Origin of the sequence: Bacillus cereus group sp. BfR-BA-01383 (assembly GCF_022663495.1) — a bacterium.
GTDB lineage: Bacteria > Bacillota > Bacilli > Bacillales > Bacillaceae_G > Bacillus_A > Bacillus_A cereus_AU.
In genome coordinates this window covers 255,783-280,221 of record NZ_JAKUFP010000003.1, presented here as the reverse complement: position 1 = coordinate 280,221, position 24,439 = coordinate 255,783, and the positions used below count along the sequence as shown (strand labels likewise).

The window sequence follows — 24,439 nt, the reverse complement described above, 5'->3', positions numbered from 1 at the left end:
GATGATTCCTCCTTTAGACTTCTAGTTTTTTATCGATGATATAAGCAATTACATATACTATTAGGGCACTAACAATTACCATAAAACTTATATTAAAAATATTTAATCCATTTTCTTGAAACATATCAATAAACAGACTTTTACTTTCACTACGATATTCTACTCTTCGCAATCCTTGGAAAGCTGGAGCTAATTTTCCTAGCAATGTTGTTACTAAAGTAATCGCTATACTTACTATTAGAGAAATAATGACAATCAGTATATTTTGTATCTTCTTCTTCTTAGTAAACAATTTAACGAGAGTAACTACTAATAAAATTTGTAACATCGCAAATAAAAACTCAAACAAATCACTCATTGTATATATTAAATTATTTATTATACCTGCTTGCATAATCTCTTGTGCATCTATATATACATACGTCGTAGGAAATGCTAATACATAACCTACATAAAAAAGAATTCCACATATTCCATACCATATAGCCATTGCAATACAAAAGAAAATCAGGATAGAAAAAACATATTGTTTCCCAGATATCGCTGTAACCCGTAACAATGGATTTGTTAGTAAACGTGAACACGACTTCATCGTTTGTAAAAACATATACAACACATAAAACATGAAAATAATAATAACAAATCCGAATATCGCCTCTTGTTTCACAACAGCTGTCTCACTCTTTTTTACAATCATTTGTGAAAATAAAATCGCTTCAATTAACACAAAAATTAAAAAAGTAACAATATATTTTTTCTTATTTACATTCCATAAATAAGAAAGTAACGGCTTCACTTACTGAACACCTCCTTAAACAATTCATGAACTGCTTTTCCTCTCTGAAAACGGAGGTCTTCTACATTCTCATATAGTACAATTTCTCCATCTTTTAAAAAGATCACTTCATCAAAAATATTTTCAACCTCATTTATTAAATGAGTCGAGATTAGTATTGTACAATCTTCTCTATAAAATTGTAGAATGAGATCCAGTACATGTTCTCTAGAAACAAGATCAATCCCGCCAAGCGGTTCATCCAATACGTATAATTTCGCTTTCCGCGAAAATGTTAAAATAATTTGAAGTTTTTCAACCATCCCTTTTGATAATGCAGTAATTTTTTCTTCTAACGGTATTTTAAATTCAGCGATCGTATCCACCGCTTTTTGAATATCAAATTCTTTATAAAAATCTCGATAGAAAAATAAAGCATCTTTTACAGTCATCCAATCATCAAAGACTGGCTTATCCGACATAAATGAAACGATTTCTTTCGTTTCTAATCCTGCGTTTTTACCGAATATTGTAATTCTACCTTCAGAAGGATACTGCAAACCTGCAATCATTTTCAATAACGTCGTTTTCCCGCTCCCATTATCTCCAACAATCCCTATAATTTTCCCTTCTGTAATCTCTATATTTAATTCACGAATCACTGCTTTTAGTCCATATCTCTTCCATAAGTTTTCTATTTTTAATAGCTCTGTCATTCGCTCTCCTCCCTCTTCTCATGTAATGAAGAACGAAGTATTGAGAGGATTTCGTCTTCTGAAAAACCTAAATTGTCCATTCCATCTATAAAAGAATGAAGTAATTCTTTCGCCATATCCTTGCGCAGCTCCATAATTTTCTCCCCTTCATTCGTTACATATCGTCCCATTCCTCTACGTGTTACAACAACGCCATCACGTTCTAGTTCTTGGAATGTGCGCTGAATCGTATTTGGATTTACTTGCAATTCACTCGCTAATTCACGTACGGAGAGAATTTTATCACCAGGCAATAAATGTCCTGTTACAATTTCTTTTTTTATGTATTCCATTACTTGAATATAAATGGGTGTATTTGGAGAAAACTCGATTTTCATTTCTCCCCTCCTTTTGTATCAGTGTACTAGTTAAATAATACACTGATACAAAAAGTTTGTAAATACCCATTTAATTACAAAAAGAGTTCTATCCGTTACCCGAATAGAACTCTTTAAATAGAAATCGCTATATAAAAATAATAGTGTTATGTAAACAAAACCATAAAAAAAAGCTGTCTTATCAATGTGAATAAGACAGCTTTTCTTTATGATCATATATTAAAAATTAAACACAAAGTCATCGTCAGATAACTTTTCAACGTTCGTTGCTTTTACGTAACCATTTCCTTTTACAGAGAAGAAATCATGGTTTTTCGTGTCCGTACGTAAACCATTTAAAACGATTGGGTTAATTTCTTCTTCTTCAAACTTCGGCTCAAGTCCTAAGTTCATAAGTCCTTTATTCGCATTGTAACGAACGAAACGATTTACATCTTCTACAAGACCGATAGAAGTGTAAATTTCTTCTGTATATGCCATTTCGATTTCATATAGTTCCATTAATAACTCTTGCGTTTCCTTTTGCACTTCTTGTTGATCCTCTGCAGAAAGTTCTGCGAAGATTTGTTGTGCTAAAATACCAACGAATACGCCGTGAATTGACTCATCACGAATTATTAAGTTAATAATCTCACCACTTGCCGTAAGCTTACCTTGACCAGCTAAGTAAAGTGGATAGAAGAATCCACTATAGAATAAGTAACTTTCTAAGAACACACTTGCTACCATTGCCATGTATAACTCTTTTTTCGCTACTTCAGGCTTTAATAAACGACGGTAGTAACTCGTAACAATACCAGCCTTTTTCTCAAGTAATGGATGGTTATCTACCCATTCAAAAATATCATCAATTTCTTCTTCAGTAGCTAACGTTGTGAAAATATGACTGTAACTCTTCGCATGTACTTCTTCCATAGCACCCATGAAAGCTAATACACTTTTCGCTTGTAAATTTTCAAGATGAACAAGTACAAGAGGCATCCCTTCGCCACCTTGTTTCGTATCTAAAAGTGTTAAACCACCTAATACACGCTTATAAGCAATTTGCTCTTCTTTTGATAATTGCACCCAAGTATTTTTGTCAGAAGACACTGCGATTTCTTCTTCTGTCCAAAACTGAGCGATGTTTTGCTTCCAAAACATTAAACTAAAATCATCTTCTTTTTTGTTCCAGTTTACCGCACGCATTAAATCGCCCCTTCTCTAAATAAACATGAAAAATTGATAACTAAGCATGAGCAGGGTTCAGAAAAGCCCTGCTCATAATGTCTTACTTTTTATATTAAACGGTACAAGCCACGCACTCTTCCACGCTTAACTTACGTGTTCTCGTATAATACAGACTCTTTAAACCTTTTTTATGTGCATAAATGTAGTAACGTGCTAATTCACGTGTTGAAATATCACTATTAACGTAAAGAATTGTACTAATTCCTTGGTCAATATGTTCTTGAATTTCTGCGATTAAATCAATTAATTTAAACTGATTCATATCGTAAGAAGATTTATAGTACCAGAACGTATCTTTTGATAAATACGGCATTGGATAGTATGTTGTCGCATTCGCATACGTTCTTGATTCGATTTGACTTACGATCGGCATTACGCTTGAAGTTGCATTTTGTACGTAACTAATAGATTGTGTAGGAGCAATAGCAAGACGATATGAGTTATATAAACCATTCTTCTGCACTTGCTCTTTTAAACTTGTCCAATCTTCTTTTGTCGGAATATGAATTCCTTCAAATAGTTGCTGAACTTTTTCAGTTACTGGGCTGTAATCTGTCGTCTCATACTTTTCAAAGTATGTGCCGTTCGCATAATCAGATTTATCAAAGTCTTTAAATGTCTCGCCTTTTTCTTTAGCGATTTCCATACTTTTCTCAATAGAGTAGTAATTTAGCATCATAAAGAATGTACGAGCGAACTCTTTCGCTTCTGCACTTTCATAAGCGATTTTATTTTTTGCTAAATATCCGTGTAAGTTCATTGCACCAAGTCCAACTGAATGAAGCTCATCATTTGCTTTTTTTACAGTTGGTGCATTCGGAATAATCGTCATATCAGAAACAGCTGTTAAAGCTTCCATTCCCGCATGAACTGCTTCACGAATTTCTTTATTTTCCATTACATTTACGATATTTAACGACCCTAAGTTACAGTTAATATCACGACGGATAATGTCATCTGTACCGTAATCGTTAATTTCAGAAGTTTCTTGAAGCTGGAAGATTTCTGTACATAAGTTCGACATCTTCACAGTTCCAATATCCTTCAGTGGATGTTGGTTATTTGCATTTGATTTAAACATTAAGTATGGATAACCAGACTCAAGCTGAATCATAGCGATTTTAATAAGCATATCACGCGCACTAATATCTAGCGGCTTCTTCTTCACTTTCGGATTGCTCATTAATTCATCGTACATTTCATCAATGTCAATATCATCTAAATGCTTTCCGTATTCTTTATACACCGTATAAGGCGCGAAAACATGGAAAGGTTCGTTTTTCTCAGCAAGTTCAAAGAACTTACTTGGAACGATAATTCCGATTGATAGAGACTGAATACGGCTCTTCTCATCGGCATTTATTTTTTTTGTATCAAGGAATTCAATAATATCCCAATGGAAAATGTTTAAATATACTGCGCCCGCACCTTTTCGTTGGCCAAGTTGATTCGCATATGAAAACGAATCTTCAAGCAATTTCATAACAGGTACTACACCACTTGCAGCGTTATCAATACCTTTAATTTGCTCACCACGTGCGCGTAGCTTAGATAAGTTTAAAGCTACTCCACCGCCAATTTTCGATAATTGCATCGCCGTATTAATGTTAAAGCCGATTGAATTTAAGCTATCATCCATCTCTAACAAGAAACAAGACACCATTTCTCCTCTTCTGCTTCTTCCCGCATTTAAAAAGGTTGGTGTCGCTGGTTGATAGTTTTGTTTTACAATCATGCTTGCGAATTGTGTTGCCTTCGCAACATCACCGCGTCCTAAGTATAATGACACAATTGCTACACGATCTTCATAGCTTTCTAAGTATTGTTTTTGATCATTTGTTTTTAAAGCATAATCTTTGTAGAACTTAGATGCTGCCATATAAGATTGGAACTCGAAGTTTTCACCATAAGCGATGTTATATACCTCTTCTACTTCCTCCAAGCTATACTCGTCCAGAACGTTGTAATAGTAATCATGTTCTTTCATATACTCCATTCGCTCTGCCACGCTATTAAAATGAACGGTATTCTCTCTAGCTTCTTCCATAAAGACTTCTAATGCCTCTTTATCTTTATGAAGCTGATAAAAACCGTCCTGCATTTGCGTGATTTCGTTATTCAGTTCAATGTGTCGCAATCTCCCGCACCCTTTCCTTGAAATATTCTACGTCTTTATTTGTTCCAGATAACTCGAATTTTGATACAATAGGTACTTCATATCTGGATGAAATTTTGTCTGCACTTGCACCGAACATGTCTCCCCAGTTACGATTGCCACTTGCAGATACGCCTTTTAATTTGTCATTATTGCGTTCTAAAAAGTCTAAAACACGTTCTGGTACATTGCCAAAACCTGTTGTATACGTAATTAAAATAAAGTCTTCATCTATTACTAGATCTTCATCAATTTGAACGGCCGGCATATTTAATTTGTGAATGAAACGCTTCACGTTTCCTGTCATAGAATCATATGCAACTAACATTTCCGACCCTCCCTCTCCAATCTATATTCTCTGTATGTCGTTTCTTGATTTCTCTATATATTGTATTACGTTTCAAAATAAGACACAAGATGTATGTATAAATTCTTTCTTTTTTTAACTTTTACTTTTCGACATGACAGTCGATTTTTTTCAATACAATGACTATGAAACAACATTCTAAAACTCATGTCAATAAAGTGCTTTTTAAAAAAGTTGTCAACGAATTTAACCTTATTTTTAAAAAAGCCACCAATATTTTTTGTCATAAAACGGCAAATGCTGGAGGAATATATTTCTCCAGCATCACGCAAAAAAGAACAGATATTAAACGATAATCTGTTCTAAAAAACGATTACATTTATCAATTTTAATTTATTAAATATTATACATATATTTTCGGTTCTCGTTACATACTGAAAGATAACTATTATAGAAAAAGATTATTATTATTATGGAACTTCAATTTATTTATGAAAAGATTATTCAGAGTGCTCAATACGCAAAATATCTTTTACAAATATATGGTGTGGATTCTCATCTTTATCAAGCATTGTACATACAGGAGCTTCTTCATCAAAATATACAATCATTCCTTCTACGTACTGATATGTATGTTGAACTTGTACAGTTACTTTAATTTCTATCGCTTCTTCATATGCTCTTTTTATTTTCTGAAGCATTTTTGCTGAACATTTCCGTTTCTCTGGATACATAACCATTCCCATAAATCTATTGCCGGCTCTATCTTTCCACATATAATCCCAATGTGGTAAAATGCCTTGTTTAAAATCGCCCATAATTCTCCTCTCCTTTATCTTCTATTTATGAACGTGGTGTTTCTGAATATGTATAAATTACCTGTCCACCGCGCTGTGCGTTTCCAATAATATGTTTAAAATCTTCTCGATTTACAACAACTTCTCTGAACGTATAAAATACATCTTTCGTTGCAATATACTCCTTTATTTCACCATTCTTCAGCTGATCCAAAATTGTATTTGCTAATTGTTTATCCATGTATTTCACCTCTATGCAATATTCTATTCTATCGTATCTTTGATAGGTCAACAACTGTAAAATTATCCCGCTATTTGCGAGCAGTAAGACTCCCACTCAAAATTCGGCTGAAGCAAAGAAGTTAAGTGGGAGTCGGGCCGCCCGTAAACGCCCGATTGGTGAGGTCTAATAATCAGTGGGGGATGAACAAAACCCCCACTGATTAAAGTTTCACTTTATCCCGTTGCTATGCCGTAATTTTATTTTCATTATTTCACAAACGATATCTCTTTACTATATGTCCACTAAATATCATATACTAACATAGCTACTTGTCTATATCAAACATTTCGACATTCAATCATACAAAACTCCATACCACTATGCTACAATATATAAATAGAACTAGGAGGGATACTATGATTCGGAAAGCAAAAAAGACAGATGCAAAGGCGATAGCTCCTTTATTGTATAACGCTCTGCACGAAATTGCTGAAAAAATCACTGGTAGCACAGTTGAGGCAGAAGTATTACTAGGACTAGAAACATGGTTCTCAAAAGAGACCAATCGACTGAGCTACGAAAACTGTTTTGTATATGAACAAGACGGGACTGCAGTCGGAATTATCGTCGCTTATCACGGTAGTGAAGCAACAATACTTGACACACCAATTGTACATCACTTAAGAGAATTACATAAAGATGAATCCATTACGTTAGAAAAAGAAGCTGAGCTTGATGAGTATTACATTGATACATTATCAGTTTCAAGTGCATACGGCGGAAAAGGCATCGGTTCTCAATTAATTGAAGCTGCTGAAATTCATGCAACTGAAAAAGCGCATGAAAAAATCGCCTTACTTGTTAATTTAGAAAATACACGTGCTTTTTCATTATACGAAAAGCTAGGTTACAAAAAAGATCAAATTGTTATGCTTGTGGGTGAACCTTACGCCCATCTTGTAAAATCATTAAACATCAAAATTTCTATATCTTAAAAAGAAAGCACACGACTTTTTATATAAATCGTGTGCTTTTATGTTAAATTCGTATTTAATACATTTCCATTCATCGCCTCATGAAATGTATATGTTGTACATCCCCATGGCTTCCTATGTAAAATAGGAGAGCCAGACCAACCCATTGCCATCAACTCAGTCCCAATCATCGCATTAAAATAATTATGACCTACAAGAGCAATTCGGCCATGCACGAGGGCATAACGGTGTAATATATGAGCCGCTTGCCTTGCTCTCTCTCTTACTTCCTTGTAAGACTCAACATCTTTACGATAACCAAGTATCCATAATGTGCGCCCAATCAACATCCATACATTAGGTTTACATTTCAACCATTTCGGAGCATGAAAACTCGTTGGAACCTCGGCTTCCCTAAAAAGAGAATTTTGCACAAAAGATAAGGAATCTGTTAATTCGGCTGCTGATTGCACAGCACACCTTTGATCACTCGTTACGACCAATTTTGCTGCTTCCATCGCTTCAATTGTTTCCATTGGTATAGGAGCTTTTGTTGTTATAGTATGTAAGTCATATCGTTTCATCCATTCATGAAATGAAGTAACCGTCATTGGTTCCATAGTACCATCTAAGCGACCATGACGAATAAAAGAAATCCTCATTCTTTCCACTCTCCATTCATCACTTACGAACTCTATTATGTACTATTTCTTATTGCCATCATACCATGCGTAAAAAGAAAGTTATACATTATTACATATCCCCACCACTATCATGTGTTATCGATACGTGCACACCATCCAATCCGTCAAAATATGTAGTTGTTTCATGATGCCGAATTTTCTTCAACTGTATAGAAGAAAATAAAAATAATATAATCGCTATAAAGCTCCCCACAATTTCAAACATCATTTTACCGCCCCTAATTTAGTAAGTCATTGTATATTTTCATTATACTCCTATATAAAGATATAATTATTTTCAACATACATCTCCTAACAACGTGTGTTTTCGTATATTTCTTTATAAAAAGTGAATATTTTTTGACTTTTTACTTTGAAAACATTTACAAAACAGGAAACATAGTTCAAAATAAAGGAAACTAAAAAATCCCAAATTATTCTTTTTTGGAAAAACTGTAACAAGGAGAGTTGCTTATGCAGATCGCAGAAACTGGAGATATCATCGAATTTAAAGGTGGCATGCAAGGCCGTGTTCAAAAAGTAAATCAAAACTCTGTTATTGTTGATATAACAATTATGGAGAATTTTAGAGAACTAGATATGGAACCTCTTACAGTTGTAAGTCATAAAAACTATACTGTCATTAACCAAAATGCATAATATAATAGAAAGAAAGGGCCTGTATACTATACAGGCCCTTTCTTTCTATTAACGATTATCAATTGTTTCCGGATATAGATCGTGGTTCATCATACGATAGTCTGCCATTTGTTCATACTTCGTTCCTGGGCGACCATAGTTGCAGTACGGATCAATTGAAATACCACCACGTGGTGTAAATTTCCCCCATACTTCAATATAACGTGGATCCATTAATTTAATTAAATCATTCATAATTACGTTCATGCAATCTTCGTGGAAATCACCATGATTACGGAAACTAAATAAATATAACTTTAAAGATTTACTCTCTACCATTCTTTGCTCTGGAATGTAGCTAATATAAATTGTTGCAAAGTCTGGTTGTCCTGTTTTCGGACATAAGCTTGTAAATTCAGGACAGTTGAATTTTACAAAATAATCACGGTTTGGATGATTATTATCAAATACCTCTAAAATTTCTGGGCTATATTCAAATAAATATTTTGTATTTTGATTTCCTAGTAATGTTACATCTTTTAAATCTGCATCTAATCTTCCTGCCATTTTAAACATCCCTTCTCGTTATACGCCGCGTTTATTTCCCCATACTAACGCATGAAGCTGAGGCAATACTTTCGCATCATTCATTTCTTTACAATTTACAGCTTTATCAATCAGCCACTCATACTTATCTAATAATTTTTTAATAAGCATTGCATCATCCACTGTTTTCGTATCATCGTTCCCTACTTGTAAGAAGAATGGTACATCCGGATAACGTTCGTGCATCTTAACTGCATATTCAAAGTCATAATCATCAAATACTACTACTTTTAAGCTAATATCTTTTCCTGCTAGTTTCTGAATAACAGAATCTAACTTCTGAAAATCTGTTTTCATTGCCGAACTTGGTGGTTTTGGAGAAATCGTTACCTCATCGATTTGAAGTAACCAATCTTGCCATTTACTCCCTTGCGTTTCGATTGCCGTTCGCATTCCATTCTCTTTTAATATAGAAAGAAGAAACTCAATATTTTTCAGCAATGCCGGATTTCCGCCTGAAATCGTAACATGAGAAAAATTTTCTCCTCCAATTGCAACAAGCTCATGCCAAATATCTTCCGCTGCCATCTGTCTAATTTGATCTTTAGCCGATCCATCCCACGTAAAAGCAGAATCACACCAAGCGCAGCTATAATCACAGCCAGCTGTACGGATAAACATTGTCTTTTGTCCTACAACCATTCCTTCACCTTGAATAGTCGGACCGAATATTTCCAAAACAGGGATTTTACTCATCGAGCATCCACTCCCGTCTTACTTCCGCATAACTAGTCGGCGTCTCAAATAGACGAACAAATTCAACACGAGCTCCTTTATATTCGTTCGCACGATTATCTTTTGTTAATGCTTCTGCCATCTTTTCATAAATCCAAACGACCATATTTTCAGCAGTCGTATTCATTGCAGGTAACGTTTCATTTAAATAACGATGATCTAAATAAATTTCTATTTCATTTTTCCAAATTTCTTTTATATCTCCAAAGTCAATTGCAAGGCCTATTTCATTTACATATCCACTAATCCCAAATACAACTTTATATGTGTGACCATGTAAGTTTTTACATTTCCCTTCATAGCAGTGTAAATGGTGTGCTGCATCAAATGTAAATTCCTTGCTGACCATTACTCTTTTATTATGATATTTAAGTTGTTTACGCTGAATATCCTTGTCCATTTTTTGCAAATTTTCTACGATGCGAAATCCAAAGAAATTATCCATTAGTTGCTCGCTCCTTCGCGTTCTTGTAAGTACGTATCTAATCCTGATTTACGAAGTTGACATGCTGGACATTCACCGCAACCGTCACCAATGATTCCGTTATAACATGTTAATGTTTTTTCTCTAACAAACTCAAATGCACCAAGTTCATCAGATAATTTCCATGTCTCTGCTTTATCAATCCACATAAGTGGTGTATGAATGACAAACGGATAATCCATAGATAAATTTAATGTAACGTTTAACGATTTCACAAACACGTCACGGCAATCTGGATAACCACTAAAATCAGTTTCACATACACCTGTTACAATATGACGTGCTCCAACTTGTTTTGCTAATACAGCAGCGAATGATAAGAATAGTAAATTGCGTCCATCTACAAATGTTGATGGTAATTCACCTTCTTCATGTGTAATCTCCATATCCGTTCTCGTTAACGCATTTGGAGCAAGTTGATTTAATAGACTCATATCTAGTACCGTATGTTTAATTCCTAGCTCTTTCGCAATTTCCGTTGCACAATCAATTTCTAATTTATGACGTTGATTGTAATTAAACGTTACAGCTTCCACTTCTGCAAACTGCTGCATTGCCCAAAATAAACATGTTGTACTATCTTGTCCACCACTAAAAACAACAACTGCTTTTTCTTTTTTCATTTCACTCATTCTCCTTCTCTACTACGAATAAGAAGAAAGAACGTTCTTGAACTGTCACAATAAAAAAACAAAACAATACCTCAGGATATTGTTGTTTCCATAGTTTTTTATAGAGGGAGTTCGCGAACCTCTCCCATGCAGTGCACGGAATTTCTTCTTTCATTGACAAAGTTTATTGTAACATATTGTATACTACCAGAAAAAATTTCTGATTTTTCCGCTATTTATTATTTCATTTCTTTCATTTTATAGTATGATTAATTTAATGCGAGACGAGAGGAGGCATCCCACTGAAACTCTTTATTATTTATCTCTTTTTAAATATATTATCTATCCTTGTTACAATGCTTGTATATCATTTATTTTGGAATCAAAGAGGGAAACGTTCTCCTAAATTAAATTCAGCTATATTTATTGTGTTATGTTGCATTGCTACCATACTATGCATCACTTTCGCTGCAGAAACAAATTATGGATTTCAATTTGATATGCGTCATATCGTATTAATTGTCGGTACATTAACTGGAGGTCCGATTGCTGGTGCTTCTATCTTAACCGTATTAAACATATACCGCTTCTTATTAGGAGGAGTAGGTGTTTTCCCATCCCTTATCGCTTCGGTTCTCCTATTTATTGTTCTACTATTAACATACAAACTGTTTAACCGAAGTTCTAATCGTATAAAAATAACACTCGCTATCTTTTACAGTCTCATATTCGGATTTGGCTGGATACCATTTTTCCTTGCAGAGGTTACAAATAAAGCTGATTATATACCGCATATTATCGTATACGAAATATGTACAATAATTGGAACAATCCTTATTTTATATTTGCTACACATATTGCAAACGCAAGTTCGTCTCCAAAATGAACTTATGAATGCTGAAAAATTTCATTTAATCGGTGAAATGGCAGCTTCTATCTCTCATGAAATTCGCAATCCCTTAACTTCAACGAAAGGATTTTTGCAACTTTTACAGTCAGATACATGTTCGGAGAAAGAACGAAAATTATATATCGACATAGCCATTAATGGTATCGAACAAGCAAATCATGTTCTTACAGACTACTTAACTTTTGCAAAACCGAGTATTGAAAAAGAACAACAATTACAAGTAGAAGAAGAATTACTTCATGCGTTATCTTTAATTACACCTCTCGCCAATTTAACAAATGTTCGTATACATTACATAAAACAAAGTACATCTTTCTTTATAGCTGGTGAAAAGCAAAAGCTGAACCAATGCTTATTAAATATTTTTAAAAACTGTATTGAGGCAATGCCTAACGGCGGTGACCTTATTCTTACATTAGTTCCAGACCATAAACATATCCAATTATATATAAAAGATACAGGCGTTGGTATGGATCAAGAACAAGTAAAACGACTCGGGTCACCTTTCTACTCGACGAAAGAAAAAGGGACCGGACTCGGAATGATGGTCGTCTTCAGTGTCATTCAAGCAATGAATGGAAAGGTTGATATTATTAGTGAAAAAGGAACAGGTACAACATTTTTATTAACTTTCCCAATCATACAAAAAACGTGATGAAGTTCATCACGTTTTTTCTGTTCCTTCAACTAATTCTGCAAAAGTTTTCACTTTTCCATGTGGTTTTTGATTTTCTTTCCGAGCTTTCCAAGCGCGCTCTTCTTCTCGCTTCTTCTTCGCCATATTCTGTTCAACTCCTTCTAACTCTTTCACCAAGTATTATTCCAAAGTAAGACAGGAAACTATGCATAGTTTTTTCTACCCTTTTTGATTATTTACCATACATTCACCGGCTTTTGAAGTGAGCTACGCACAAAAAAAGAAGCAGGAAGATCCCCCGCCCCTCTCATCTTACCGTTGTAGTATTGCATGTTTCGCCTCTTTTAACTGCGTAAGATGTCTTTGTTCATGCAAATCAAGAAATTGAACCCACTGATACAAATTCAAATCATTAAAAATAGGATGCTTTAATCCATTTTCAAATAATTCGTTTTCATCTATGACACTATGAAGCGCATTTAATAGTTCTTGTCGTGAATGTTCTAGTAATTGAATTCCTTGTTGTTTTTTCATTAAAGTTTCTGTTGGTTTCATTTGCTGAGGAGCTTCTCGTTTATGTGTGCGATCAAGCATAAGTTGGAGGTCTTTAAATGGAGCCAGTTTTCTTTCTTTCTTTTGTAAAGCATATACAAGGGCAGATGTGACAGATTGTTCAACTAAATGCAAGTGATGCAAAATTTGAATAATACTCCATTTATCACGTCGTGGCTTTACATTCACTTCTGTATCATTTAACATTTCAATTTCTGATAATAGCGTGCTTCGAGTAGACTGTAATGAGTTTACCAAACTTTCTAAACTCACATCCATATTAGATTGAAGCATACTTCTTTCCCCCCTTTTTGTTGGTTAAAAGAGGTGTTCCTTATTCGAAACACCTCTTTGACAATTCTGAATTTTCTTTTATTATCTCATCATTTTCCCATTATGTCGATGTTAAACATGTGAAAAAAGCGCATGTTTTTTTACAATTTTGTGTCGTCAATCGCATGTAACCATGCTTCAATTTCTGTAATAACATTTTTTACACAGCCTTCAGCAAATGGTGATGTTAAATTTGCAACTTCTACTAATTCCAAGAACGATTTACTTCCTCCTTGTTGACAAAGGTTCACATAATCTTCCCACGCCTCTTGTCTATTATCTCTTGCACGTTTCCAAAATTGTAGTGCACAAATTTGAGCAAGCGTGTAATCAATATAATAGAAAGGCGAACTATAAATATGACCTTGACGTTGCCAGAAACCACCACGCTCTAAATAATCGTTATCCTCATAATCACGATGTGGTAAATACTTCTTCTCTATATTACGCCATGCTGTCTTACGCTCTTCTGGTGATGCTTCAGGGTTTTCATATACATAATGTTGATATTCATCAACAGATACACCATAAGGTAAAAACAGAAGTGCTGAACTTAAGTGAGAGAAGTAATATTTATCTGCATCTTCTTCAAAGAACAACTTCATCCATGGCCATGTAAAGAATTCCATACTCATAGAGTGAATTTCACATGCTTCATATGTTGGCCAATTATATTCTGGAATTTCAAATTTACGACTTTCATATACTTGAAAAGCATGACCCGCTTCATGTGTTAATACGTCAATGTCACCGGATGTGCCATTAAAGTTTGAAAAAATAAATGGTGCTTTATAATTCTCGATATATGTACAATATCCACCACCAGCTTTTCCTTTTTTTGCAACTAAATCTAATAAATCATTATCTAGCATAAAATTGAAAAACTCATCTGTTTCAGCCGATAACTCTTTATACATCGTTTTCCCATGATTAACAATCCAATCTGCATCTCCTTTTGGAGTTGGATTACCTGTAGCAAACTCAAAGTTTTCATCGTAATATGCTAACTTCTCTACACCGATACGTGCTTGTTGTCTCTTTCTTAATTCCGTCGTAACTGGAACGATATAATCAAGTACTTGCTGACGATAATTCGCCACCATTTCCGCATTATAATCTGTACGGTACATTCTTGCATATCCGAGTTCAACAAAGTTTTTGAAACCTAAAGATTTTGCAATTTGCGTTCTCACTTTAACAAGCTCATCATAAATACGATCTAGTTCTTCCTCATTCTCAGCTAAAAATCCGTAGTATGCTTCACTTGCTGCTTTACGTTCGCTTCTTTCTTTCCCTTGCATAAATGGAATAAGCTGTGATAACGTTCTTTCTTCTCCTGCAAAGTCAATTTTTGCAGATGCTAATAACTGTGTATATTGTGAAGACAATTTATTCTCTAATTGTAAATCTTTCACAACTTCATCTGAATATGTTTTTAAATCGCATTCTGCTAGAGCAAATAATTGCCTTCCATAATATCCCTCTAACTCTTCACGGAATGGAGAATTAATTAACGCTTTATAATACTTTGTACCATATCCTTGTACAACTGGAGAAAATTCATCAAAGAAATCCTGCTCTTCCTTATAAAAAACATCTGTCGTATCAACAGAATGACGAATGTAACAAAGGTTCCCCATTGTACCAAAGTCATTACGAATTTCGTTAATTAAATTGATGACTTGTTTTTGTTCTTCTACCGTTTTTGCGTTATCAAACTTCTCTAAAGCAACAGTAAATTTCTCTTTTAACTCTTCAATATTTGGCCGTTTATATTCATAATCTTTAAATGACATGAATGAGCCTCCTCTCCATTATATGCATCATTACTATAATTCAATGCTTCCTTATAAATCTCCTCTTATTTTCCAGCGAAATGAGGCAGATGCTACCATGGTTATATGTAAACAAAAAAGCCTTGGATTTCTTTATCCAAAGCTCCTTTGGAACATATTATTATTTTTCATACTGTCCAATTTTTTTCAATAGATCGAGTAATTCATCTTTTTCTTCTTTCGTTAACATTTCAAAAGACTGATGTATAACTTGCTCATGCCCTGGAAAAATAGAAGCAATAAACTTCTCCCCAGACTCAGTTAATTGCGCATAAATAACACGTCTGTCATTCGGGCACGGGATTCTCTTGACTAATCCTTTTTTTTCTAGCTTATCTACAACATATGTAATACTGCCACTAGCTATTAAAATACGCTCACCGATTTGTTGAAGTGGTTGGCCCCCTTTATGATATAGTAGTTCTAATACAGCAAACTCTGTTGGATTTAATCCGTTACTTTGTATGGATTTATTTGTAATATCCATAACAGAACGATGTACACGGGATAATGCAATAAATACTTTTAAAGATTGAGAAATATCTTCTCGTTCATTATTTGATGTCATACAGCTTTCAACCCTTCACTTAAATTCTCCGCAACAAAAAGAAAAGCAACGTAGCACCTCATTACAACTACCGAATGAATAGTCACCCATCCCTTTCCCTAATGTAATGCAAATGATTCTTGAATAAAAACATGACAATTTTAACATAGTTTATATATAATGATAATAAAAAAAGAAGGAGTACCAAATTTGAAAGTCAAATTACAAAGCATAGTTTTTTACATACTGCTTGTTATACTGCCAACAATAGGAATCGGTGCCACATTTTTTTCGTATCACACCTATCAAATGAACGAGAAAAACAAACAATCTGCTCACACTGTTCTCTTTTTATATAGAGACTATTTAGACCATCACCTCGGTGAAGCTATATCAGCCTTAGAAATGCTCGCAAAAGTCGTAGGGACCGAAACCGGAAACATCAATGGGATTAAACAGATTGTATATGATACGGATGGGAATGATGAACGTTTTTCCGGTTTATATTACGCTACAACAGATGGGATAATTACAATCGCATCGCAACAAGGCGAATCGCCGCCTATTGACGTTTCTGACCGCCAATATATCCAAGATGCATTGCAATCTAAGAAAACAACTGTATCATCAGTTATTACGGATCGCGTTCTTGGACATCAAGCTATTATAATTGCCTCACCAATATTTAATAGACAAAAGGAACTCTCCGGGTTATTATTAGCAAGTTTACGCTTTGACTACATTTCATCCTCTTTAAATGCTATTAAACCACAATATCATTTCGAAGTGACTGATAAACATGATGTAGTTTTTCTAACTGATGATAATAATGAAACAAGAAATGAGCATCCTAGCATGCTTACTACCCCACTCCAAAGATTAAATTGGAAGGTCTCTGTTGCTCCGTTACCTATTGATCAACAAACTTTATACCAGTTAGTTTCAATTGAATGTATAGCTACTTTATTTTTATTGTCTATTATATTTTTACTTGCTCAATATATGTTGTTAAAACGTCAAACAAAACTAGAAAGACAACAAAATGAACTACAAAAAATTGAATTGGTTGGAACTTTCGCAGCTAGTACAGCCCATGAAATCCGTAATCCCCTTACCGGAATTAAAGGACTCGTCGCACTATTAAAAGAGAAATATAAAGAAGAGCAAGATCAGTTCTACTTTTCCATCATTGAACAAGAAATAGAACGAATTAATGAAATTGTAAGCGAATTTCTTATTCTTGGAAAACCAACTGCCATCATTGAACAAACATATGATGTAAGAACAATTCTAAATGAGGTAGCATTGATTATTCAATCAGAGGCGAATCTACATAACATTGTATTCCATTTACATTTGCCAGATCATCCTGTTCATATTCGGTGCTCAAAAGACCATATGAAACAAGTGGTTTTAAACATTACAAAAAATGCAATTGAAGCCATGACTTCTAGTGATACACTAACCATTGTCGTAACAAACAATGAAACACACGCACAATTGCAAATTACAGATACTGGAAAAGGGATTCCGAAACATATTCAAAAACACCTCTTTCATCCGTTCTTTACTAATAAAGATACTGGAACAGGTCTTGGACTTGTCATATGTAAACGAATTGTAGAGATGTACAATGGGCATATTTTTATTGACAGTATAGAAAACGAAGGAACGACAGTTCATATCGAGATTCCGTTACACATAGTATAATTATCCTTATCCCGAAAGGATAATTATACTTATTTCATAAAACCAGCCACAAGCATTCGCCAAAAATTACTTGATTTCCCTTCATACCCGATTTGAAAAATAGGTACCTTTATAATTGAAAACCATTTCGGTGTTTGTTTTTCTTTATAACGCAGGTACTGTAAAATAAGCTTGTCCAACTCTTGACTAACTTGAATTGTCTCCATACTATTTAACCCACTTGTTAATCCTAATTGAATCATTTCTTCACGTTTCATATGAATATCACGTGAAAGCTTTTCTAATGTGTACTTCCTTTTTACAGTAAACATCCATATCCCCCTTAGTATACTTCCATGCTCTTCACTTCTCCATTAACCTTTTAACCGCTTAATCATATGTAAATTTGAAGAATCAGAAAATTTAACATTTTCTCCCTGTAATTTACAAATCTTTACCCTCACTTTGAGAATTATTACAAATTATTCTATCTTTGTAAATACATTCGCAATAATAGACATTTTTTTCATCTTCTTTTTTTACAAATACCAATTAAATAGCGGATTCTCTATTTTTGACACACTTTTCTTCGACATTTTTTGTTTAATTTATATAAAAACGTAAAACATAATGATGATTGATAAAATAGAAAGGAAATATTTATATGCGCAAATATACGATTGCAGTGCTCATTTTCACTATGTTCTTACCATCCTTCTTGTTTCCGATTCAAGCAAATGCTCATACGAATAAAGTAGCCATTGTCATTGATGACTTCGGCAATAATATGAAGGGAACTGATAAAATGTTATCACTTCCCATTCCACTGACTGTTGCTGTTATGCCTTTTCTTCCTTCCACAAAAGAAGACGCAATAGCAGCCCATAAAAAAGGACACGAAGTTATTATACATATGCCAATGGAACCTATTAAAGGTAAAAAAGAATGGCTTGGACCAAAAGCAATTACAACTGATCTAAGTGATGAAGAAATAAACAATCGACTCGAACAAGCGATTCAAGAAGTACCGCATGCAATTGGAATGAACAATCATATGGGGTCAAAAGTAACAGCGGACGAAAGAATTGTACGACTTATACTTGCAGCTTGTAAAAAGCACGGTTTATTTTATTTAGATAGCAAAACAAACCCTAATAGTGTCGTCCCAAAAATCGGAAAAGAATTAGGAGTGCCTATTATTGAAAACCAACTATTTTTTGATGATGTGTATACAGCAGGACATATTTCAAAACAAGCCCAATTACTCATCAAAAAAATTCAAGAAAAACCCATTATGGTAGCTATCGGACATGTTGGGCCTCCAGGTGAAATTACATCGCGTGTTATAGAAACTTCTATTCCTAAAATTCGCGAGCATGCAGACTTTATTTTTTTATCTGATTTAGCATTATCTCCACCTCCTGTTTCAAAATAAGATTCATTACTCACATTAAAAAAGGTACCAATCTACATATAGCAGATAGGTACCTTCTTTTTAACTTAAATATAATCTACATGACTCACCCTAAAACCTTTTTTCTCTATTTTTTCGATTAATTGCTTTAATTTGTTTTCCTTTAACTCATCTGTTATATTTACAATAACACGGCGAATATATTGATCGCCGTTATCTAGCGTAAACATTCCACCGATATTATATGCTTTTAACAATGTCCCAAGTTCTTTAATCGTTCCTTTACAATCTTGTGTTGCAATTGTTAATATATACCCACCCGTCTGCATACCAAATGAATCTTCAATAACATCAAATACATTAGAATGTGTTAAGATACCGACAAATTCATTATAATCATTTAAAACCGATAAAAACGGTAGACGACGAATAACATAAAATGCTCTGAAGAAAGAATCCTTTTCAAAAATAAATGCAGAGGAGTCTTCCAGCATATCTCCTGCACTTAATTTCTCTAAGCCGCTATTGCACTTCTTTTCTAATAAATCTACTTTATAAATAATCCCCATGAATTTCTTCTCATCTTCTGCTAATACAGGGATTGCTCGAAATCCCGTTTCATTCATAATTTGCAAAGCCTCTTCACCGGAATCGTTCATTTTGCAAAAGGTTACTTGCTGTTTTGGCAGAAAATGATATTTAACTCGCAAAATATGTTCCTCCTTACATGTCAACATGTAATCTATATATAATAAGGAGACCTATATTTTATGAGTGAAATTATTTTTAAAACGCTTTCATTTATTTATTGACTTGTAACAGCATCACAAACTTTTTTATATAACAGAACTTTTCGCACCTTTAATCATTAACAACTTTACGTGATAGTTCATTAAATATTCTATACCCTCTAGCCATTTTTTCGCTTCTTCTGGCGTTTTTCCCCACACGATCATACCATAATTATGAACTAGAACTACTCCTCCACCTTCAATAAAATTCGGAACATTACTTTCTAATAAATCAGCGAATTTTTTTTCATCTTCTACAATTGGAATTGTCATTTCTATTATACCTTCTTTTCCAAAAACACGTTCCACACTGCGTTTATCGAATGTTACTTCTCCTTCTTTTCCATATAACTCTGATATTAAATGACTATCTACAGTCTGCACTTGTAAAATACATTCTGCACTACTTTTTTTATAAATATCCGCATGCATAAATGACTCAGCAGCTGGTTTTTCTTCATTTTCAAAGACTGGCTCACACATGCAATTTACGACAATAAAATCTTCCTCTGAAAATAACCCTTTATCTCTTCCCTCGACATTCACTAAAAAAGTTAATGGCTCTTTTGACGTACATAACGATAAACTAATCTTTGTACCATAAAACCAATCACGAAGTGCCAATTCAGACTTCACATCTTTTAATTCATTCCATTTCTTCAGAAAAAATAACATTTCGTCACCCCCGGCGTAATATTCATATAAGGTTCGAATCCTTTTTATGTAAAAGGAATATTTTTTGATTATTCTAAAAATTTAATTGAATTATCACATGAGAATGCTTTTTTGTCAATATGGTTTCACAGCTCTTCTATAAAATGGGCCATTCATATACTTATTGTCCTCTTCATTTCGTACATAAAAAATACGTTATTCTTCTTATTTAAAGAATAACGTATTTTTCTTATTTTTTATTTCATTATTGCGTTATACAAAAACTGCGCATACTGTTCACGTGTTACGAAGTCATCACCTAAAAAGTTTCCTTTCCCATCGCCTTTTGATATATCATTGTCCGCTAAAGCTTTCACATATCCTTCTGCCCAATGACCCTTTGGTACATCTTTAAAGCCCTCTACACTATTTTTATTTTCCTTTAACTGGAATACTTTTTGTAGTACTACTGACATTTCATATCGAGTTAATACTCCATCTGGACGGAACGTACCATTACCATCGCCCGTCATAATTCCGGCTTGTGTAACTGCCTCAATAGCCCCTTCATACATATTTCCTCTCGTATCTGTGAACTTCGTTTTCTGTTCTACATTTTGCTCCAACTTCAAGTACTTTTGTATTAAAACTGCTACTTGACCACGAGTAATGTTGTCACCAAATCCAAATTGTCCATTTCCATAACCTACAAATAACTTTTCTTTCGCTAAATGATTAATTGCTTTCTCTGACCAATGGCCCTTTGGTACATCTTTAAATTCTATTACTTCTTCGGCTACTTTTTCATTTACAACATTTTGAATCACAGAACCAGTAAAGAAAATTCCTGTATCCGCAAATGGGTCTTTCACACCAAATTCATATACTTTCTCACCTGGTGTACTCCACTTCACTGCATCGTTACTATACGTACCACCTTCACTCCTCAAACGAATTTTTGTAGAGATTTTACCATCTTTTTCGTATACTGGTACTTTCACTTCTTTATTTATTTCTGTTTCCTCTAAAAATACTTTTTGATTTTGAACATTGATGTAAGCTGTTTTACTTAGCTCTATAACTGGTCGAACATCACGGATTTCATTTGCAACAAAACTTAGAAATACTAACTTTTTCAAATTGCTAGCTGGTGTTAAGTCTGAAATATAATTTGCTTCTAAATCAAGTTTTTGTAAGTTTACTAGACTTGATAAAGGAGTAATATCCTTTATCTCATTGTTAGGTAAGTTTAAAACTTTCAACTGTGTCATCTTACTTAGAGGAGTAACATCTTTTATTTCATTTTTCCCAATCCATAACTCTTGTAATTGATTCAATTGATCAATGCCTGATAAATCTTTCACTTTATTACGTGTTAATACTAAATCTTTTAACGGTAACGTATAAAGCGGTGTAATATCTTCAATTTGATTTCCTGCTAAAGATAAGTACGTTACATTTTTCAACTTACTTAACGGAGCAACATTTGAAATTTTATTGTTTGCCACATTCAAGTAATCTAATTGTTCCATTTTCGCTAATGGTGCTACATCCTCAATTTGATTTCCTGCTAAATATAAACTTGTTACATTTTTCATTTCCGTTAGTGGTGCCACGTTCGTAATTTTATTATTACTTAAATCAAGAGATTCTAAATTATCCATCTTAACAAGTGGTGTTACATCTACAATTTCATTAGCGCGTAAAGCCAAATGTTTCAATTGCTTTAAGTTCGTAAAGAATGACGAATCTTTTATCTTCGCATTTGCAACTGTTAAAGACTTTAAATTTGGCATATATTTTAATGCACTATAATCAAGAATCTCATTCGTATTTAAAAACAAGTCTTTTACTTGTAATAATTCCTCTTTCGTAATTGGTGTATCTACATCTTTTCTATTAAATACCTTTTTATTAACAAGTTCTCTTAACTTTTTATCTGTTATCATATTTTGACTGTCGACTTGATCATCTGTTTCCGTATTACCTGAATTAGAATTATCATCTGGGTTTTCAGTTTCTTTGTTGTCTAAAGCCGGATCTACAATTTCAAACTGAACTTGATATTTATGGTCATATCCAATAGCCGGAATAAGTATATGCATTTGCATATTATGCTTCTTCTCAAACTCGCCAATTTCAAATTGAACTACTTTCGTTCCATTTTTCCTCTTATCTTCTGACAAAACTTTCACATCATGAAATACACCAGGTTGGTTTTTATCCTCTATTCTAAGATATTGAAAATAATCGCTATCTTGTACGGTTACAGTAACAATTTTTTTCCCGTCTTCAATCGCTACTTTAGGATTTTTTATGTATTGAGAAACCATAGATGGCTCGTCTTTTTGATCCTTATAAATTTTAATCTCAGTATCATACGTGCGATCACTCGCTGCTGCTACCGACTGGTTTGCTTCAATTTTTATTGCTGCTAATGCTGGAGTAGAATACGCAGCAAATGGAATTGCTAATGTTGTTGCTACTACTAGCGCCTTAATATAATTTTTTTTCAAAATAATATCTCCTATCGTATATAATTATTTAATTGATAAAAATTATCAATTACTCACAAATAAATGATAATGAAACTCATTATCATTGTCAATGAGAATATTACATTAAATTTATATTTTCAAAGAAAAAAAATAAAAAACCCTTTATTCAAAGGGCTTTTTTACTTAATGTATGAAGAATTTCACTTTTTTCCTTCTCATTAATTACACCGATTTTTTGTAAGATATTTGTATACAATACCAGTTTGTTATAAATCCTTTCTGACATATTACCCCTTCTTTCCTCCGACCAACTTTTTTTATATTGGTAAATTATATGAAGGAAGTAAGAAAATGTGTCCATTTCTTGCGTAAATGCAAATCTTTTATCCCTTTATTTGTGGACAATAAGACACCCTCCTAAAAATTAAGCGGATGTCTCGATACTTTCACTTTATTTAGCACACTGTCCATTGAATATTATGCCTTTTGACTTCTTCTTCAAAACTATAAGGCATTTTCTTATCACAAATGACGTGTTGAATACGAGAAAATGCTGCTATTCGATAATTTCCCTTTACACCTACCTTTGTATGATCACATAGAATATATGTTTTTTCCGCTAATTTCATCATCGCTTCTGACAGTTTCGCTTTTTCTAATTCAAAGCTGGAAACTCCAAAACTAGGCAATAACCCATCAATCGAAACGAATGCTTTATGAAAATGAAATTGATGGATTACTTGCTGCGAAATAGATCCCGACACACGTGAATGTTTTGGAGATACTTTCCCGCCTATAAATAAAACTTCACCGTGAAACATCTTTTTATTAATAGAAGAAATTAATTGTGTCGCTACTGGAAAAGAGCTCGTAACAATCGTTAAATTTTTACGATGAACAAGATATGGTACCATTTGAAGCGGTGTACTTCCATCATCAATCGCAATAACATCACCATCTTCCACAAACGTTGCTGCTTTATACCCAATTCTTTTCTTCTCTTCTATATGCAACATCTCTCGTTCTAACATTGGTGCCTCTATCCCAGCTCCCGGAAGTTGAACGGCTCCACCATATACTTTCTTCAATTTTTTTTCACGATCTAATTCTTCTAAATACCGACGAATTGTTTCTGTTGATACAGCAAATTCTCTCGCTAATTCTGAAACCTTCACTTTCCCTTTAAACTCTACCTTTTCAAGAATAGTTCGCTTTCTTTCTTCTCCTACTACAGACATAGCTTCACCCCATTTATATCTATCTCATA

28 protein-coding genes and 1 riboswitch are annotated in these 24,439 nt (G+C 33.7%); of the genes, 5 read left to right on the top strand and 23 right to left on the bottom strand.

The genetic code is table 11. The annotated features are described in order from the left end of the window. Positions 1 to 13: 13 nt before the first annotated feature. From MR065_RS05340 to MR065_RS05305, 8 genes are all read right to left on the bottom strand, one after another. Positions 14 to 796, bottom strand: coding sequence for an ABC transporter permease (locus MR065_RS05340; protein ID WP_242212751.1), 783 nt, complete (start codon positions 794 to 796; stop codon positions 14 to 16). Further along, positions 793 to 1,491, bottom strand: coding sequence for an ABC transporter ATP-binding protein (locus MR065_RS05335; protein ID WP_242212750.1), 699 nt, complete (start codon positions 1,489 to 1,491; stop codon positions 793 to 795). Before MR065_RS05335 ends, MR065_RS05340 begins: the two co-directional genes overlap by 4 nt. Next, positions 1,488 to 1,868: a GntR family transcriptional regulator gene (locus MR065_RS05330; RefSeq protein WP_242212749.1), complete on the bottom strand. Its 381-nt coding sequence runs from the start codon at positions 1,866 to 1,868 to the stop codon at positions 1,488 to 1,490. The genes MR065_RS05335 and MR065_RS05330 overlap by 4 nt, the downstream gene beginning before the upstream one ends. Positions 1,869 to 2,087: 219 nt before the next feature. Further along, the gene (gene nrdF, locus MR065_RS05325) at positions 2,088 to 3,056 is read right to left on the bottom strand and encodes a class 1b ribonucleoside-diphosphate reductase subunit beta (RefSeq protein WP_242212748.1); all 969 of its coding nucleotides are present in this window, start codon (positions 3,054 to 3,056) and stop codon (positions 2,088 to 2,090) included. Positions 3,057 to 3,150: 94 nt separating this feature from the next. Then, positions 3,151 to 5,235 carry a class 1b ribonucleoside-diphosphate reductase subunit alpha gene (gene nrdE, locus MR065_RS05320; RefSeq protein WP_097903504.1) on the bottom strand — a complete coding sequence of 695 codons (2,085 nt, stop codon included), beginning with the start codon at positions 5,233 to 5,235 and terminating at the stop codon, positions 3,151 to 3,153. Then, the gene (gene nrdI / locus MR065_RS05315) at positions 5,222 to 5,581 is read right to left on the bottom strand and encodes a class Ib ribonucleoside-diphosphate reductase assembly flavoprotein NrdI (RefSeq protein WP_000959446.1); all 360 of its coding nucleotides are present in this window, start codon (positions 5,579 to 5,581) and stop codon (positions 5,222 to 5,224) included. Before nrdI ends, nrdE begins: the two co-directional genes overlap by 14 nt. 479 nt (positions 5,582 to 6,060) lie before the next feature. After that, positions 6,061 to 6,378 (bottom strand): hypothetical protein, encoded by a 318-nt coding sequence (locus MR065_RS05310; protein WP_000502199.1) that lies wholly within the window; start codon positions 6,376 to 6,378, stop codon positions 6,061 to 6,063. 25 nt (positions 6,379 to 6,403) lie between these two features. Then, positions 6,404 to 6,598, bottom strand: a complete 195-nt coding sequence (locus MR065_RS05305; protein ID WP_097903502.1) for an abortive phage infection protein — start codon at positions 6,596 to 6,598, stop codon at positions 6,404 to 6,406. A gap of 398 nt (positions 6,599 to 6,996) precedes the next feature. On the opposite strand from MR065_RS05305, the gene MR065_RS05300 reads away from it, so the two are divergent. Beyond that, positions 6,997 to 7,575 carry a GNAT family N-acetyltransferase gene (locus MR065_RS05300; protein ID WP_242212747.1) on the top strand — a complete coding sequence of 193 codons (579 nt, stop codon included), beginning with the start codon at positions 6,997 to 6,999 and terminating at the stop codon, positions 7,573 to 7,575. A 38-nt stretch (positions 7,576 to 7,613) separates the two neighbouring features. Here the strand turns inward: MR065_RS05300 and MR065_RS05295 are convergent, their stop codons facing one another. Together MR065_RS05295 and MR065_RS05290 are read right to left on the bottom strand one after the other, a co-directional pair. Continuing rightward, positions 7,614 to 8,216, bottom strand: coding sequence for a histidine phosphatase family protein (locus MR065_RS05295; protein WP_242212746.1), 603 nt, complete (start codon positions 8,214 to 8,216; stop codon positions 7,614 to 7,616). Between the two features lie 91 nt (positions 8,217 to 8,307). Next, complete coding sequence (locus MR065_RS05290) at positions 8,308 to 8,463, bottom strand: hypothetical protein (RefSeq protein WP_176538773.1); 156 nt, start codon at positions 8,461 to 8,463, stop codon at positions 8,308 to 8,310. A gap of 248 nt (positions 8,464 to 8,711) precedes the next feature. Here MR065_RS05290 and MR065_RS05285 point away from each other — a divergent pair, with 248 nt between their 5' ends. Continuing rightward, positions 8,712 to 8,897: a YkvS family protein gene (locus MR065_RS05285; protein WP_001165081.1), complete on the top strand. Its 186-nt coding sequence runs from the start codon at positions 8,712 to 8,714 to the stop codon at positions 8,895 to 8,897. Between the two features lie 48 nt (positions 8,898 to 8,945). On the opposite strand, the gene queF is transcribed toward MR065_RS05285, so the two are convergent. From queF to queC, 4 genes are read right to left on the bottom strand one after another with little or no spacing between them, the layout of a single operon-like run. After that, a complete protein-coding gene (gene queF / locus MR065_RS05280; protein ID WP_242212745.1) occupies positions 8,946 to 9,443 on the bottom strand; it encodes a preQ(1) synthase in 498 nt (165 codons plus the stop codon). 18 nt (positions 9,444 to 9,461) lie between these two features. After that, positions 9,462 to 10,178 carry a 7-carboxy-7-deazaguanine synthase QueE gene (gene queE / locus MR065_RS05275; protein WP_242212744.1) on the bottom strand — a complete coding sequence of 239 codons (717 nt, stop codon included), beginning with the start codon at positions 10,176 to 10,178 and terminating at the stop codon, positions 9,462 to 9,464. Next, positions 10,171 to 10,662, bottom strand: a complete 492-nt coding sequence (queD, locus tag MR065_RS05270; RefSeq protein ID WP_000368412.1) for a 6-carboxytetrahydropterin synthase QueD — start codon at positions 10,660 to 10,662, stop codon at positions 10,171 to 10,173. Before queD ends, queE begins: the two co-directional genes overlap by 8 nt. Next, complete coding sequence (queC, locus tag MR065_RS05265; protein WP_242212743.1) at positions 10,662 to 11,324, bottom strand: 7-cyano-7-deazaguanine synthase QueC; 663 nt, start codon at positions 11,322 to 11,324, stop codon at positions 10,662 to 10,664. Before queC ends, queD begins: the two co-directional genes overlap by 1 nt. 93 nt (positions 11,325 to 11,417) lie before the next feature. Beyond that, a riboswitch (PreQ1 riboswitch) is annotated at positions 11,418 to 11,461 on the bottom strand. 207 nt (positions 11,462 to 11,668) lie between these two features. Between queC and MR065_RS05260 the strand changes: the two genes are divergently transcribed. Further along, positions 11,669 to 12,877, top strand: a complete 1,209-nt coding sequence (locus MR065_RS05260) for an ATP-binding protein (RefSeq protein ID WP_097903496.1) — start codon at positions 11,669 to 11,671, stop codon at positions 12,875 to 12,877. 9 nt (positions 12,878 to 12,886) lie between these two features. On the opposite strand, the gene MR065_RS05255 is transcribed toward MR065_RS05260, so the two are convergent. From MR065_RS05255 to MR065_RS05240, 4 genes are all read right to left on the bottom strand, one after another. Further along, entirely contained in the window at positions 12,887 to 13,003 is a 117-nt protein-coding gene (locus MR065_RS05255; RefSeq protein ID WP_242212742.1) for a DUF6254 family protein, read from the bottom strand. Between the two features lie 168 nt (positions 13,004 to 13,171). Next, positions 13,172 to 13,705, bottom strand: a complete 534-nt coding sequence (locus MR065_RS05250) for a DinB family protein (protein ID WP_242212741.1) — start codon at positions 13,703 to 13,705, stop codon at positions 13,172 to 13,174. 140 nt (positions 13,706 to 13,845) lie between these two features. Then, positions 13,846 to 15,540, bottom strand: a complete 1,695-nt coding sequence (locus tag MR065_RS05245; protein WP_242212740.1) for a M3 family oligoendopeptidase — start codon at positions 15,538 to 15,540, stop codon at positions 13,846 to 13,848. Positions 15,541 to 15,700: 160 nt separating this feature from the next. Continuing rightward, positions 15,701 to 16,147 carry a MarR family winged helix-turn-helix transcriptional regulator gene (locus tag MR065_RS05240; protein WP_242212739.1) on the bottom strand — a complete coding sequence of 149 codons (447 nt, stop codon included), beginning with the start codon at positions 16,145 to 16,147 and terminating at the stop codon, positions 15,701 to 15,703. Between the two features lie 189 nt (positions 16,148 to 16,336). On the opposite strand from MR065_RS05240, the gene MR065_RS05235 reads away from it, so the two are divergent. Then, positions 16,337 to 17,836, top strand: a complete 1,500-nt coding sequence (locus tag MR065_RS05235) for an ATP-binding protein (protein WP_242212738.1) — start codon at positions 16,337 to 16,339, stop codon at positions 17,834 to 17,836. Between the two features lie 29 nt (positions 17,837 to 17,865). Here MR065_RS05235 and MR065_RS05230 read toward each other — a convergent pair whose 3' ends face one another. Next, positions 17,866 to 18,147 (bottom strand): aspartyl-phosphate phosphatase Spo0E family protein, encoded by a 282-nt coding sequence (locus tag MR065_RS05230; RefSeq protein WP_242212737.1) that lies wholly within the window; start codon positions 18,145 to 18,147, stop codon positions 17,866 to 17,868. 332 nt (positions 18,148 to 18,479) lie between these two features. Here MR065_RS05230 and MR065_RS05225 point away from each other — a divergent pair, with 332 nt between their 5' ends. Next, a complete protein-coding gene (locus MR065_RS05225; protein WP_088231334.1) occupies positions 18,480 to 19,250 on the top strand; it encodes a divergent polysaccharide deacetylase family protein in 771 nt (256 codons plus the stop codon). A gap of 65 nt (positions 19,251 to 19,315) precedes the next feature. Here MR065_RS05225 and cbpA read toward each other — a convergent pair whose 3' ends face one another. The 4 genes from cbpA to MR065_RS05205 all read right to left on the bottom strand — a co-directional run bounded on the left by cbpA (position 19,316) and on the right by MR065_RS05205 (position 24,410). Then, complete coding sequence (gene cbpA / locus MR065_RS05220; RefSeq protein WP_242212736.1) at positions 19,316 to 19,939, bottom strand: cyclic di-AMP binding protein CbpA; 624 nt, start codon at positions 19,937 to 19,939, stop codon at positions 19,316 to 19,318. Between the two features lie 126 nt (positions 19,940 to 20,065). After that, the gene (locus MR065_RS05215) at positions 20,066 to 20,695 is read right to left on the bottom strand and encodes a class II aldolase/adducin family protein (RefSeq protein ID WP_242212735.1); all 630 of its coding nucleotides are present in this window, start codon (positions 20,693 to 20,695) and stop codon (positions 20,066 to 20,068) included. A gap of 236 nt (positions 20,696 to 20,931) precedes the next feature. Then, positions 20,932 to 23,190, bottom strand: a complete 2,259-nt coding sequence (locus tag MR065_RS05210; RefSeq protein ID WP_242212734.1) for an NEAT domain-containing leucine-rich repeat protein — start codon at positions 23,188 to 23,190, stop codon at positions 20,932 to 20,934. A 437-nt stretch (positions 23,191 to 23,627) separates the two neighbouring features. Then, a complete protein-coding gene (locus MR065_RS05205) occupies positions 23,628 to 24,410 on the bottom strand; it encodes a DeoR/GlpR family DNA-binding transcription regulator (protein WP_242212733.1) in 783 nt (260 codons plus the stop codon). Between the last annotated feature and the right edge of the window lie 29 nt (positions 24,411 to 24,439).